12 protein-coding genes and 2 tRNA genes are annotated in these 13830 nt (G+C 41.6%); 9 read left to right on the top strand and 5 right to left on the bottom strand.

Going from position 1 to position 13830, the window contains the following annotated elements; genetic code table 11:
* Positions 1–65: 65 nt before the first annotated feature.
* The 5 genes from NBH14_RS13920 to NBH14_RS13900 all read right to left on the bottom strand — a co-directional run bounded on the left by NBH14_RS13920 (position 66) and on the right by NBH14_RS13900 (position 6178).
* Entirely contained in the window at positions 66–725 is a 660-nt protein-coding gene (locus NBH14_RS13920) for a suppressor of fused domain protein (RefSeq protein ID WP_186958917.1), read from the bottom strand.
* A 55-nt stretch (positions 726–780) separates the two neighbouring features.
* Entirely contained in the window at positions 781–1095 is a 315-nt protein-coding gene (gene trxA / locus NBH14_RS13915; protein WP_472464446.1) for a thioredoxin, read from the bottom strand.
* A gap of 875 nt (positions 1096–1970) precedes the next feature.
* On the bottom strand, positions 1971–2675 hold the full coding sequence (locus NBH14_RS13910; RefSeq protein WP_186958916.1) for a LytR/AlgR family response regulator transcription factor: 705 nt from the start codon (positions 2673–2675) through the stop codon (positions 1971–1973).
* 1 nt (position 2676) lies between these two features.
* Positions 2677–3714 (bottom strand): sensor histidine kinase, encoded by a 1038-nt coding sequence (locus NBH14_RS13905; protein ID WP_186958915.1) that lies wholly within the window; start codon positions 3712–3714, stop codon positions 2677–2679.
* A gap of 13 nt (positions 3715–3727) precedes the next feature.
* The gene (locus NBH14_RS13900) at positions 3728–6178 is read right to left on the bottom strand and encodes an outer membrane beta-barrel protein (protein ID WP_186958914.1); all 2451 of its coding nucleotides are present in this window, start codon (positions 6176–6178) and stop codon (positions 3728–3730) included.
* Between the two features lie 145 nt (positions 6179–6323).
* Between NBH14_RS13900 and NBH14_RS13895 the strand changes: the two genes are divergently transcribed.
* The 9 genes from NBH14_RS13895 (at position 6324) to hisIE (ending at position 13613) form a co-directional block, all read left to right on the top strand.
* Positions 6324–7076, top strand: coding sequence for a GNAT family N-acetyltransferase (locus NBH14_RS13895; RefSeq protein WP_186958913.1), 753 nt, complete (start codon positions 6324–6326; stop codon positions 7074–7076).
* A gap of 114 nt (positions 7077–7190) precedes the next feature.
* Positions 7191–9269: a hypothetical protein gene (locus NBH14_RS13890; RefSeq protein WP_186958912.1), complete on the top strand. Its 2079-nt coding sequence runs from the start codon at positions 7191–7193 to the stop codon at positions 9267–9269.
* Positions 9270–9297: 28 nt separating this feature from the next.
* Positions 9298–10335, top strand: a complete 1038-nt coding sequence (locus tag NBH14_RS13885; RefSeq protein WP_128134324.1) for an NHL repeat-containing protein — start codon at positions 9298–9300, stop codon at positions 10333–10335.
* Between the two features lie 181 nt (positions 10336–10516).
* Positions 10517–10590, top strand: a tRNA-Asp gene (locus NBH14_RS13880).
* Between the two features lie 31 nt (positions 10591–10621).
* Positions 10622–10698: transfer RNA gene (locus NBH14_RS13875), tRNA-Asp, on the top strand.
* 212 nt (positions 10699–10910) lie between these two features.
* Positions 10911–11501: an imidazole glycerol phosphate synthase subunit HisH gene (gene hisH, locus NBH14_RS13870; RefSeq protein WP_128134325.1), complete on the top strand. Its 591-nt coding sequence runs from the start codon at positions 10911–10913 to the stop codon at positions 11499–11501.
* Between the two features lie 6 nt (positions 11502–11507).
* Positions 11508–12227, top strand: coding sequence for a 1-(5-phosphoribosyl)-5-[(5-phosphoribosylamino)methylideneamino]imidazole-4-carboxamide isomerase (gene hisA / locus NBH14_RS13865; protein WP_128134326.1), 720 nt, complete (start codon positions 11508–11510; stop codon positions 12225–12227).
* Positions 12228–12247: 20 nt separating this feature from the next.
* The gene (gene hisF / locus NBH14_RS13860; protein WP_128134327.1) at positions 12248–13003 is read left to right on the top strand and encodes an imidazole glycerol phosphate synthase subunit HisF; all 756 of its coding nucleotides are present in this window, start codon (positions 12248–12250) and stop codon (positions 13001–13003) included.
* A gap of 13 nt (positions 13004–13016) precedes the next feature.
* Complete coding sequence (gene hisIE / locus NBH14_RS13855) at positions 13017–13613, top strand: bifunctional phosphoribosyl-AMP cyclohydrolase/phosphoribosyl-ATP diphosphatase HisIE (RefSeq protein WP_007657448.1); 597 nt, start codon at positions 13017–13019, stop codon at positions 13611–13613.
* Positions 13614–13830: the final 217 nt, after the last annotated feature.

Here is a 13830-nt window from a genome sequence, read left to right as displayed (position 1 = left end):
TGCGATTATAATAAAAAAGGGATTGTCTAATAAATAAAGGGCGATCCCTTTTTGTTTGTATATATTTAGAGGTAATTTATAGTACGAGTAAGATCTGTAATGAGCATTGGATTATCCTTTCTCATTAACTCTATTAATACCGATGCTTTTGACGGATCGGTTTTTATTGCTTGTAATTCCTGTTCTGTGATACCAACCAGCTGCATAAAGTCCAGTTTTCCGTGGATTGTATTTACGCCGGGGACTTCTGTGTCATTTACAATCAGTAAGGCTGTAATGGCTGATTCGACATCCCAATTAATGGATTGTCCGTTACCTGCTATGAATTGCAGTGGCTCGAACCAACGTTCCTGAGTAAAAGTGTAGCGAGCCAGGTTGCTCATCATGCTGATGGCCCATTGACATTCTTCACTCGTTTTGACCGGTAGTTTTATGGTCATCTCGTATCCCCATTTACTAAATTCGTTTTCCAGTGCTTCTTCGTTGGAATATAATTCGCTCATGCCATAGGTGACAAGATGTTTGTAGCCGTTGGGGGAGGTGTAGATACTGTATCCGTCAAGATACTCGTCACCACCCATCATCGCTCTGGAAATGATGTTGGTGCCGAAATGTTCCGGCTCTTGTCCGGGATAAAGTTTTTCGAAATATTTGTCGATGGCATCCCATCCGGGAGCCCAGTCTTCATGTTCCTCTGCATATTTTTTATATTCTTCTTTGTTCATAACCGTATGTGTTTGTTATGAACAAAGATAGAAATAGTTTCCGGGAATAAAGATTTTAGTCAATAAACTTCTTGATTTGTTCCAGAAGGACTCCTTTTTCCATTACTCCGGAAGTACGCCAGACTATTTCACCCTTTTTGAAAATAATTAAAGTCGGAACGGACTGAATCCGGTACAGGTTGGCGACAGCTTCGTTTTTATCGACATCGATTTTCAGAATACGTGCCTGGCCGACCAGTTCCTTGCCTAACGCTTCCACAGTCGGACTCATTACTTTACAGGGACCACACCAAGTGGCAAAGAAGTCAACCAAAACCGGTTTATCTCCATGTATGATATCTTTGAAAGTTTCCATATTGCTAGTATTTATGATTGCAACAAACAATTATTTGTCTTCATTTATAACAGTTACCTTGTAGTGGTTGTTCATTAGTCAGTGTAGTAGAGCTATGACGAAAGACATCGGTAGGTGAAGAGTGTTTAATAGGTGAGTTTTATTAACTTTGTATGAATAAACTGCGTTATAGGTAAATGTCGGGTGAAAGTTTATACATTAGGTTTAATTCATTAAATGTACTATCATACTATCATTTTCTAGTGTATGATATTGTTTTCCAGTTGATTAATGTATGATAGTAGATGCTTTTAACTATCACTTATCTATCATTTAACTGTCATTTTAACAGAGTTTTAACTGACGGTTAGTCTTTTTTAACTATAAAAGCTGTTCATTACTGCTGTATACGGTACCTTATCATTAGTCGGCCTACTAGCTTTTTATACCAAAACTATGATTTAACTTCACTCGGATAAAGACTTTTTGTTGCCAGGATGCCTGTCTCACCTGGTTTTACACCCCCATCCTGACGATGCCTACACCCGGGTGTCGATGATATCAAGACCCGGGTGTCAAACAATAGTTTTCATTATCTTGCTGAAAATTAGTTATATACTTACTTAAAATAGCATACTGTCTTCCCTGCTTTTTAAGCAGGGTATGATAGTTTAGTGATAGATAAATGATAGTTGAAAATGCTTACTATCATAATGTAATGGTCTGTTGTATAATTGATTATCTCAAGAAATGATAGTATGATAGTGTATTTCGGATTTTATTTATATAGTTGTCAGTACTGTCTTTTTCCACAAAGCTAGCACAATATATAGCTGTTATCTTTTTCATCTTAAAAGTCGATTTGCTTCATAACTCGCATGAGGGAGCTAATGAAATTTCTATTAAACGAGCTATTTTGTAATTAGCTGATTATTGATAATCGCCTTGTACACCTCTTCACGCATGGGGCGGGATACGGGTATTTTATGTTCTCCGATAATTAACTGATTTCCTTCAATAGCTTGTATATGGGAAAGATTTACTATGAATGAACGGTGTACCTGCATAAATGAAGTTGCAGGGAGTGTGTCGAGTATGGATTTTAACCGGATGCTGGCTGTATCTTTGGTGGTAGGAGTGTGGATGATAATATAATTCTCCATGCTTTCGATGAAGAGTATTTCTTTGAGATAGATTTTCTTTAGCAGTTTCTCTGTTTTTATAAAGATGTATATATCCTCCTCTTTTTTCGATTCGGATTCTATCATTGTATGTACTTTATTAACCGCTTTCAGGAAGCGGGAAAATGGAATTGGTTTCAGTAGATAGTCCACAACATCGAACTCGTATCCTTTCAAGGCATATTGCTCGTAGGCTGAGGTGATAATTACGTGGGGCGGGGTTTGCAGATCGGCTAAAAGATCCAGTCCTGACAGATGAGGCATTTCGATGTCCAAGAAAAGCAAATCTGCATGAACAGTCTTTAGCATGTTATTGAGTTGTACTGCATCCTCGCATTCTCCGGCTATTGTCAGAAAATCAACTTTGTTGATGTATCGCTTCAATCCTTTCCGGGCGATAGGTTCGTCGTCTGTTATTATGCATTTTATTTCCATATTATTCTGATAAGTCGATGAATAAATTGACGGTGAAATAGGTCCCGTCGTTTGTAATATCTAACCGGTGTTTATTGGGATAAAGTAAATTTAATCTTTTTCGGAGGTTCTCGATCCCTATACCGGTTCTTCCTTTTTTGTCTGTGTCAGGTATAATGCTGTTTCTAGCCATAAAATGAATGGCTGAATCTTCTTGTTGCATTTGAACTTGTATCAGGTAATCTCCTCCTACATATTTAAAGGCATTTTCCAATAAAGGCTGAAACAGTAGCGGATGTATTTTCTGCTCTTTCAGATTCATATCGAAGGAAGATTCAAATTTCAGCCGATCCGTCATGCGAAGCTGCTGAAATTGTATGTAAGTCTGCAAGTAATCGATTTCCTGTTTGATCGTTACTTTCGTATTTATATCATATAATTGGTAACGGAGCAGGTCGGAAAGTAGTTCGATCGATTCGATGGCTGCCTCATTTTCTTCGTCAATCTGAAAATAGACGGTATTCAGGGCATTAAATAGAAAATGCGGATGATACTGCGAGCGTAATAACTTCAGCTCGGTTTCCAGTTGGTCGACCTTTAACTTCTCCAATTGGATGATCTTTTCCGTATAATGCCCGGTCAGGATATTGTTCCTGATCGAAGTATAATAAAAAAGAAATATGGGTAAGGCGGTGGCATTGATCAAGAGAGCTTCTCCCCAGCGGTAAGTCGTCTCATTGATGAAAATGATTATTATATACAGGCTGATATTGAGTGTGATAACGATAAACAGGATAACCAAGAAGTATTCTATTACTTTCGGAAAGAGCTTGTTCTCTTTATTCCTGTCGAAAAAGATGTTTGCCAAACGCTTGAAAAACAGAGAGGCTAAAACAATGTTTATCAATATGAGGGCAAGTGCTTTTATGCGGTCGAACCATGCCGATGTAGTGAGTTCCCACATACGGACACCATAGGCCATGTCGGTGACAATCCACAAACAGCAGATTGCCAGCATGGTCATAAGCAACGGACTCAGGAAGTTGTATTTTATCTTCATATCTGATTTTAAACTATAAATTTATTCTTTTACTTTGATCTATGCTTGTATCACGGTTACTTTTTTTAGATTGTTTGCCTTGTTTTAAATTAATTGAGACAGATACTCCGATGCAGCGATAGTCGTTGAACTGTTTGGTCGATGCCTTGCCGATATTTCCGGACAGATCGAGGTCAAGATCTTGTCTGTTCGTTTGGAACACGTCGTTGGCATATAAACGGAGTGTGAGCCTATCGTCCCATACCTTTTTCTGTATAGCCATCGATACAGACCAGTGTGGATTGACGGTAGCTTGTCCGAGAGCCATACGTCCGTTATAGAAGCCCGACACTTCGGCATTCAATCCGGCCGGAAGTATGAACTGGTTGTTGATGCTAACAGAGGGAGTAAACAGTTTCTTTTCGATTGTTTTTTCTGATTCTTTCCATTTGTATAAACTATAAAACAGGGTAGCATTGGCACTTATTCGCCACCATCTCTTTTGTATCAGATCGCCAGCATCCAACCGGAGTCCTATTCTTGAGTTACTTTTGAAATTCTCCGGGTAGACGATAGTCACATTATCATCCGAAACTTCTATATTTTGCATGATGGGGGCGTTTGTATAAGAGAAAAACAGGGTTGCCCGGTATAATTTCTGGTGAATATAAGCGAATTCTATATTATCCGTGAGCTCGGCTTTCAGGTCGGGGTTACCGGTTGAACGTGTATAATCATCCCATATATAATTGAACGGACTCAGGTCGCCATAGTTTGGACGGATGATCCTTTTGTTATATAAAAAGGAGATACTGTTGGATGTTTCCGGTATATTATATTGTATGGTCAGCGTTGGAAACAGGTGGATATAGTTGTCCGTATAGGAAGAGTCTTTCAGGTTTATGTCCGGTGAATATTGCGTTCCGCTGATACGGGTTTGCTCCAGGCGTAAACCTGCTTCCAGGTTGAATTTTCCAACCTGTCCGTTTATCTGGATATAGGCGGCGTTGATATTTTCATTATATTTATACATGTTACTCAGGCTGTTGTCGGGAAGCCACTGGCCGGTCATCAGGTTAGCATATAATGCACTGTTATCTAAATCTACCCATGTGAACTTCAGTCCGGAATAGAACTTGAATTTTGCCGGTAAAGGCATACTCCAGTTGGCTTGTGCGGAATACATGCGTATGTTACTGCTCATATCTCCTTTTAATGTGTCTCTGTTTAATATCTGTTCTTCCGGGTTTCGCATTTCGTTCAACATGGAAAGCGTTTGTTTATGCTTATGCAGCAGATAATCGAATGAAAGGTCGGCTGTCTGGTCCTTGTCGTTTTTGTAGTTTAGAAGAAAGCCGCCGGAAATGGCCCGTTGTTTGGTATAAGTCTGGCTTTGGGTATGAAGAGAGGAGTCGACAGGACTGCCGGATTTTTGAATGTATGTATCGGTGCTGCCGGGTATGCGCTTATTGAACAATGTTCCGTTGGTGGATACCTCAAAAGAGAAGTTGTCGTTTATATCGTAGTTCATTCCCAGGCGGGCCCAGTCTCCCTGATTACGATCTTTCATTCTTGAATTCTGGTTGATGTTCATCATGGGAGAGGATGCTGTATTTTGCAAATTGTATTCGCGGAAGATATCCAGCGTCGATTTATATTTCCCCTGGTAATGAGAATAATCGAGGAAAAGTCCGAGTTTATTCTTTTGGTAGGTCAGGCGTCCTCCGACGTTCCATTTGCCATCGGCTGATTGCTGGTAGCTTGTATTAGCCAGGGCGGTCCAGCCTTCAACGGTAACCTTTTGTGTTCGGATATCAATCAGCCCTGTTTTGCCGGCAGCATCATATTTTGCGGAAGGGCTGGTGATCAGATCGATATTTTTTATGGATGAAACAGGCATTGAGCGTAGATAATTGACCAGTTTGTCTCCGCTCAGGTAAGTGCTTTTACCATTGACCAACACCTGAATGCCGGTCTGTCCGTTCAGGATCACACTGCCATCTTCATTAACCATTACGCCCGGGAGACTTCTTAATGCATCCAGCACATTGCCCTGAGAGCCAAGTACCATGGCGTCCATATCGAAAATGGTCGTACCGGGTTTCATCGTCATCAGTTTTCGCATACCGGTTATTGTTACAGCGGAAAGTAGTTGAGCATCCTCTTCCATTATGACAGGAGGAAGGGGCCGGCTTTCTTTAGTTTGTATGGTAAGGTATTGCTTTTTATATCCCAGCATTGAAAACTCCAACAGGTATTTATCCGGTTTCACCTTAGGAAGAACAAACACTCCACAAGTGTCTGTGATGGTTCCGCTAATATAGGCGGAGTCAATAGTACTTTTAAGCAAGATGGTTACTCCCTCCAATGTTTCATTATTGATATCTGTCACTTTACCGGAAACTTTGATTTCTGTTTGCTGTGCATATAAAGGATAAACCAGTAACCCTAAAAGCAGTATCTGAATGATCTTTCTCGTCTTCATATTTTTGTTGTTTAATAATTTATCGGCAAAGCTATGGGGTGGGAAAGCGGGTTTCAAATAAGATTGACGAATTGCTGGTTTTTTGAGGTGAATTGCAGAATTCATATAAGTTCACTACATTTACACTATTGAAACGAAGATACACATGGATACTGATTTTATAAACATAACAACAGAAAATCTTGCCGATGAGCATTTATGCTGCATTATCCGTACTAAAAAGCCCCATCCCGGTGTTGAGGCAAAGCGTCAATGGCTTTCTGACCGGCTAAGTGAAGGTCATGTCTTTAGAAAGTTAAATGCGAAGGCAACGGTTTTTATCGAATATGCTCCTTTGGAAACAGCTTGGGTTCCCATAATTGGGGATAACTATTATTACCTCTATTGTTTATGGACTTTGGGCAGTTACAAAGGGAAGGGATATGGAAAATCATTGATGGAGTATTGCATTGCCGATGCCCAAGAAAAAGGTAAATCCGGTATTTGTATGCTCGGGGCAGAAAAACAAAAATCCTGGCTTTCCGACCAGTCATTTGCGAAAAAGTTCGGCTTTGAGGTGGTCGATACTACCGATAACGGATATGAATTGCTCGCACTTTCTTTTGACGGAACAATGCCGAAGTTTGCACAAAATGCGAAAAAGCTGGAAATAGAAAGCAAGGAGTTGACAATTTATTATGATATGCAGTGTCCTTATATCGATCAAAAAATTGGGATTGTTAAACAATATTGTGAAATGAATGATGTTCCTCTATCATTGATTCTGGTAGATACATTACAAAAAGCGAAAGATTTGCCTTGTGTTTTCAATAACTGGGCTGTGTTTTATAAAGGAAAATTTGAAACGGTGAATTTAATACAAGACGTTACCCACCTGGAGAGAATACTTAAGAAATGAAAGTACAATTTTGACTTCCTTGCAATAAGAATACTGGTAAAACACATCGAAAATAATTAATTTTGCACCCTTTTTCGGAAGAGTATTATATTTAATTCTAAACAAAGACAGACGATGAAAAGATTATTTCCCGCTAGCCTGTTTGTGTTGGCTGGTATGCTTTTGCAGCTGGTTGGCTGTAAAGATGATGAAGTATCCCTACCCGATGAAGGTGGTCTTGTAATTGAAGAATTGCCCGTCAGGATGACGGAAGCTGCCTATAATGAGGATAATACGTATTATTTGCTGAACGATGAAGAATCGCCGGATATTTATTTCGATTCGAGCCAGCGCAGTTTCTATGTCACTCAGCCGTTGCAGATTCAATTGGACGACGATCACAATTTCCAACTCCGCTTTTATAGCCCCAGAGCGTTGAAAAACGTAACCATCTGGGCGACTATTGATGGATATGATGAAGAGTTCATGTTTATGTCGCTCGAAAAGGTGCTGCCGTTTCAGCAACTTCGGGTATGTATTCCGTTTGCCACTCAAGACTTGACGGCTTATACCCGTAGCGGAAAAAAGATCCGTATCATGGCAAACCCGTATCTGACGGGAGAAAACATTTCTTTCACGGTAGAGTCTGACGATCCTTATTGGGACAGGTTGCAATCTATTCGTTGCAAATGGCGCATCGCTTTTGGCAGATATAGCGACACTCAGGCTAGCTGGAAATATAAAATGAAGGCTTCGCATACACGTGAAGCTGTAGCTATTGCGCTGAACATGAGTTATATGTTCTCTTCGCAAAAGTTCGAGAAAGCATTGTATGAGTTTGGACCGTTGCATAGTAACAATGACAGGGTGGAGATCGACAAAAGCGCCTTGTTGACGAAAGTGCTTAATCATGCAGGACTGGTTTTCGGATATACGACAGGAGTCATGGGGCTGGGGGGAGGAACTACCTTCGGTATGCATGAGGTGTGTTATTTGGAGCATTATGCCGACGATAAAAGTATTACGGAGACTATCTTTCACGAATTTGCACACTGTGTCGGATATGGCCATGCCGGAAACATGACATACGAACAAACCGGACCAGGCTGGCCTACTTTGTGTAATAATGTATATGTAGATTTGTCGCTGGAGAAAGAACTGCCGGTTTATTCTCGCCGTTTCTTACATACCCGCCGGAGTAAAAACAGGTATTTTGACGATATCTATGTAGCTTCTAAATATATTATTGAAGATCCGGAACTGGATGCCCTCGATGGTGGGTTGTCACCGTTACGCGAAGAGAATACTTCTGAGGGAAACGATGGAGAACCTGTTACTTTCAAGCTGGATTATTCAGATGTACCGGGAGCAACAGCAGCTACTTTCCGTCCGAAAGATGTGTTTGCATATGGTGATACGTTGTATGTCGTGAATGATGCCGATAATAACTATAGCCTGGAAGTATTCAGTATAGCAAACGGTGGTAAGAAGCATTTGGAAAGTATCAAAGAATGGACCTGGGAGGATACTCAGGAAAAATTTGCAGGTCGACCGAATGGGGTTACACGTGCTAACGGAAAGATTTACGTTACTCATGAGGGTAGCCGAACGGAGATTTTTGATGCGGCAGACCATCAGTTTATTACTTGTATCGGTACCGGTAGTTGGGGAACAGGGCCTTCGCAGACTGTTCATGCTTTTGATGTGCTATATTATAAGGGACTGATTATGATTCATGATAAACGTTATATCGATATTGTGGAAGAACGAATTTTGGAACCGGGGAAAAAGGCTCCGCGTATCTATATCCGTTCCGAACATTTGGGTGAAACCGCCGGTACTTATGGAATGGCAGTAGATGAACAGAGCGGACTGTTGTATTCCACTCATCCGTCCAAACGCATAGATATCTTTACTCCTGATGTTATTCGTGAAGGAGTAACGTTTAAACGTGTCGATCAGCTGACGTATGCAAATATTCCTTATGCCTTGGATTTTTATGAAGGTCGGTTGTTTGTTAGTTCAAACGGCAAGGAGAAGTTTAGCGAAGTCGATCCGGTGACAGGCGAAATCTTGAAAGATTACACGGTTGTTGGAGATGTCACCTTGCAGGTCCCGGAAAAATTCTGTATTCGCCGTAATACCTTGTTTATTATAGACCGTACAAAGAGCGGAGCGTGTATCTATGCAATCCCTATGAATGAATTAAACTAAGTTGATCCCATAAAAAATGAAAGTGAATATGAAAATGTATGTTTATATCTGGTTGGTATTGTTGGGTATGCTGACCATTCGGTGCAGCAGTGATGATATAGGGAACCCGGAGGAGGGTTCGCCCGAATATGATAGTTATTGGTATTATTCTTATGAGGCTGCACAGTTAGTTAATGCGGAAACTTTAGGAATGGAAGCCTTGGAAGACTTCTCTCCTTATACTGTAGCACATTTGGGAGATACTCTTTTTATTGCTAACATAGGAAAGGAAGGAAACAGTTTGTTGGTATTCAATACAAAGGAGGGGCGATTGCTAGATGTGGTGAAATCATGGCAATTCGACAATGAGGAAAAGAATTTCGGGAGTTCGATCGAAGCTATTGTTCCGGCAGGAAATCGATTATATGTTGCTGAGCGGCAGTCGCGCATTCATGTGTTCGAACTACCGGATCTGACTTATGTCACTTGCATTGGGAATGGAAAATGGAGTGGTCCGGTATTTCAGGCACAAGCGCTTGCGGTGAAAGATGGCCTTATCTTTGCACGCGACAAGAACGGAAAGGTCAGTATTTATAAAGAGTCGGATGTTACTCAAGAAAATTATCAGAAGATAAACCGTCATTGGCAAGTTTCCGGAAATAACAGTCCGGGTAACAATGGTTTTGCTCCCCACTATATGCAGTTCAATGCGGAAGGGAATATTCTGCTTACAGATTATGAGGGAAAGAAAATACGTGTGCTCGATCCGACATTGGTAAATGATGATTTGGTAAACGGAACTTCCATTGATATGGACGAACTGTCTCTTTCTCTCGATTTTAAACCTAAGACGCTTGCTTTGTGTAACGAACGTTGGTATGCAACCGGCGATAACGATGCTATCAATATATATGATAGCCAACAAGGTGAATGGGTGAAAAAAATAAAGACCATCAAAGGATACTCTTTTTTACTGCCTGTTCGTATTTATGCGCAGAACGATTCGGTGTTGTGGGTTTCGGATACACATAAGTCGATGCAGACATTGGTAAAAATGATTGTGCATAAAGGAGAGATACGCGAGTAAGTATCTAAGCGTGACAAGCATGTGTTTAGTGGATATTTTCTTAAAAATATGTGCTTTCTAATTTGTTGTCTATCAGGTATGGTTGAAATATTGGTGTATTTTTTTTGCTTAAAGTATTGCAGAATTAAAAATAATATCTACCTTTGCACCGCAATCGAGAGAGATTGATTATCCAAGAAGAGGTTCGGTAGTTCAGTTGGTTAGAATACATGCCTGTCACGCATGGGGTCGCGGGTTCGAGTCCCGTCCGGACCGCCTCTTTTGAATAATGTTTTTTTTATTATTTGGTTCGGTAGTTCAGCTGGTTAGAATACATGCCTGTCACGCATGGGGTCGCGGGTTCGAGTCCCGTCCGGACCGCCAGTAAAGTCTGTTAGTCGTTAGATTAGCAGACTTTTTTTATATATTGGTGTTTCATGTGTTATGGCTTTTTTTATTTTCCAATTACATCTTTAGAAAACAGGTTTGTTACAAATCTACACTGTTTGGCAACTTTTCATAAACCATACGGTGATATGTTATGATAATTTGTTACTTTTGCAACTCAATATAAAAAAGAAAACGGAGAAAGAAAAATGGACGTCGCCATTATTAAGTATAATGCCGGAAATATCTACTCAGTGAATTATGCACTGAAACGATTGGGCGTAAGTCCTGTGATAACAGCGGACCCGGAGCTATTAAGTAAAGCAGATAAAGTGATCTTCCCGGGTGTAGGGGAGGCACAAACGACAATGGCTCATCTGCAGGAACATAAACTGGATGCTGTTATCAGGGATCTGAAACAACCCGTATTGGGTATTTGTCTGGGTATGCAATTAATGTGTCGTCATTCTGAGGAAGGAGATGCAGAGTGCCTGGGGATTTTTGACACGGAAGTAAAGCGGTTCATTCCCCACCGTCATGAGGATAAGGTGCCCCATATGGGATGGAATACTATAACTCAGGTTAAAGACGGTTTATTTACCGCACAATTGGAGAACAAATTTGTTTACTTCGTACATAGTTATTATGTACCCGTAAATGAATATACGGCTGCTACCACTAATTATATATTACCGTTCAGTGCTTCGCTGCATAAGGATAACTTCTATGCAACGCAGTTCCATCCGGAGAAAAGTGGTTCGGTCGGTGAAGTAATTCTGAGGAACTTTCTAAAACTGTAAGAAAATATGATCGAGCTTATCCCTGCAATAGATTTGATAGATGGCAAATGTGTCCGCCTGACGCAAGGCGATTACGATACCAAGAAGGTGTACAACGAAGATCCGCTGGAAGTGGCGAAGATGTTCGAAGCGCATGGCATCCGTCGTTTGCATGTAGTGGATCTGGACGGTGCCCGTCAGGGGCGGATCATCAATTACCGTGTGCTGGAAAGACTGGCGACACGGACCGCTTTGGTGATAGACTTCGGCGGCGGACTGAAGCAGGAAGATGATCTGGAGATTGCTTTTGAAAGCGGTGCGCAGATGGTGACCGGCGGAAGTATCGCAGTGAAGAACCCGGAAGTTTTTACTTCCTGGATAACCAAGTTCGGAAGCGAAAAAATTATATTAGGCGCTGATGCGAAAGATAAAAAGATTGCTATCAGCGGGTGGGAGGAAACTACTGATAAGGAACTGATCCCTTTCATCGAGGGGTATTACGACAAAGGAATCACAAAAGTGATCTGTACGGATATCAGCCGGGATGGAATGTTGCAGGGACCGGCTGTCGGATTATATAAGGAAATACGGGAAGCATTGCCTTTTATATATATCATAGCCAGCGGCGGTGTCAGTTCGATTGAAGATATAGAAAAACTGGCTGAGGCGGGAATACCGGCGGTAATTTTCGGCAAAGCCATCTACGAAGGAAAGATCGATTTGAAAGATCTGCTTCGTTTTACGTGAAACAAAGGAGAAATCAACGTATGCTAGCCAAGAGAATAGTGCCCTGTCTGGATATCAAAGATGGAAAAACAGTAAAAGGTATTAATTTTGTAAACTTCCGCGATGCAGGGGATCCTGTGGAGTTGGGAGCACAATACAGCCGGGAGGGAGCCGACGAGCTTGTCTACCTGGATATAACCGCTTCGCATGAAGGACGCAAGACCTTTACCGAACTGGTCAAAAAAGTAGCTGCAAATATCAGCATCCCTTTTACTGTGGGCGGCGGTATTAACGAATTGAAAGACGTAGACCGTCTGTTGAGTGCCGGTGCCGATAAGGTATCCATCAACTCGGCGGCACTGCGCAACCCTTCGTTGATCGAAGAGATCGCGAAGAACTTCGGAAGCCAGGTCTGTGTCGTAGCCATCGATGCAAATTATGAGAATGGCGACTGGATCTGTTATCTGAACGGCGGACGTATCCCGACTGAGAAACATCTTTTCCAGTGGGCGGCCGAAGCCGAAAACCTGGGAGCCGGAGAGATCCTGTTTACCAGCATGACACACGATGGTGTGAAAGACGGTTATGCAAACGAGGCGTTATCGACTCTGGCGGACAACCTGCATATCCCGGTCATCGCATCGGGCGGTGCCGGAAAGATGGAACATTTCCGTGATACATTCGCGGCAGGTAAGGCCGATGCGGCATTGGCTGCCAGCGTATTTCATTTCGGTGAAATCGGCATAGCCGACCTGAAGCAGTATCTGAACAGGGAAGGAATCAATGTAAGAATATAATTACAAGAATAAGATGAAATTAGATTTTGAAAAAATGGGCGGACTTATCCCGGCAATCGTTCAGGATAACAATACCAACAAAGTATTGATGCTGGGTTTTATGAATGAAGAAGCCTATGAAGAAACAAAGGAAACCGGTAAGGTGACATTCTTCAGCCGTACAAAGAACCGTTTATGGATGAAAGGCGAAACCAGCGGCAACACCTTGCAGGTGGTTAGCATGATGGTGGATTGCGACAATGATACGATCCTGATCAAAGCCAATCCTGCTGGTCCGGTTTGCCATACAGGTGCTGATACCTGCTTCGGCGAAAAGAATGTGGAAGATATCATGTTCCTGAAATATTTGCAGGACTTTATCGAACAGCGCCGCCAGGAAATGCCGGAAGGCTCTTATACGACCTCCCTGTTTTTGAAAGGTGTGAACCGTATGGCCCAGAAAGTGGGAGAGGAAGCGGTTGAAACTGTGATCGAAGCGACCAACGGAACGGAAGACGGCTTTATCTACGAGGCATCCGACCTGATCTATCATCTGATCGTATTACTGACCAGCAAAGGACTTCGTCTGGAAGACCTGGCACGCGAATTAAAGAAAAGACATAAAGGATAAATTACTATGGAAGATACAACACTGCTCAGACTGGATGGCGTAGAAATCTGCCGCGATGAAAATGTCATATTGCACGATGCCTCTTTTACCTTGTAAAAGAGTGTAGTTCGTTTTAATCTTTTATAAATCAGCGATTAAAAGTGTTTTTATAAAGATGCAGGTAACGATATAGTAGTGGAAGTTCAGCTACACATTGCATTGCTCTGCATAATTTCAA

This window comes from Parabacteroides caecihominis, assembly GCF_023656785.1.
GTDB lineage: Bacteria > Bacteroidota > Bacteroidia > Bacteroidales > Tannerellaceae > Parabacteroides > Parabacteroides segnis.
This window is presented reverse-complemented; position numbering and strand designations above follow the sequence as displayed.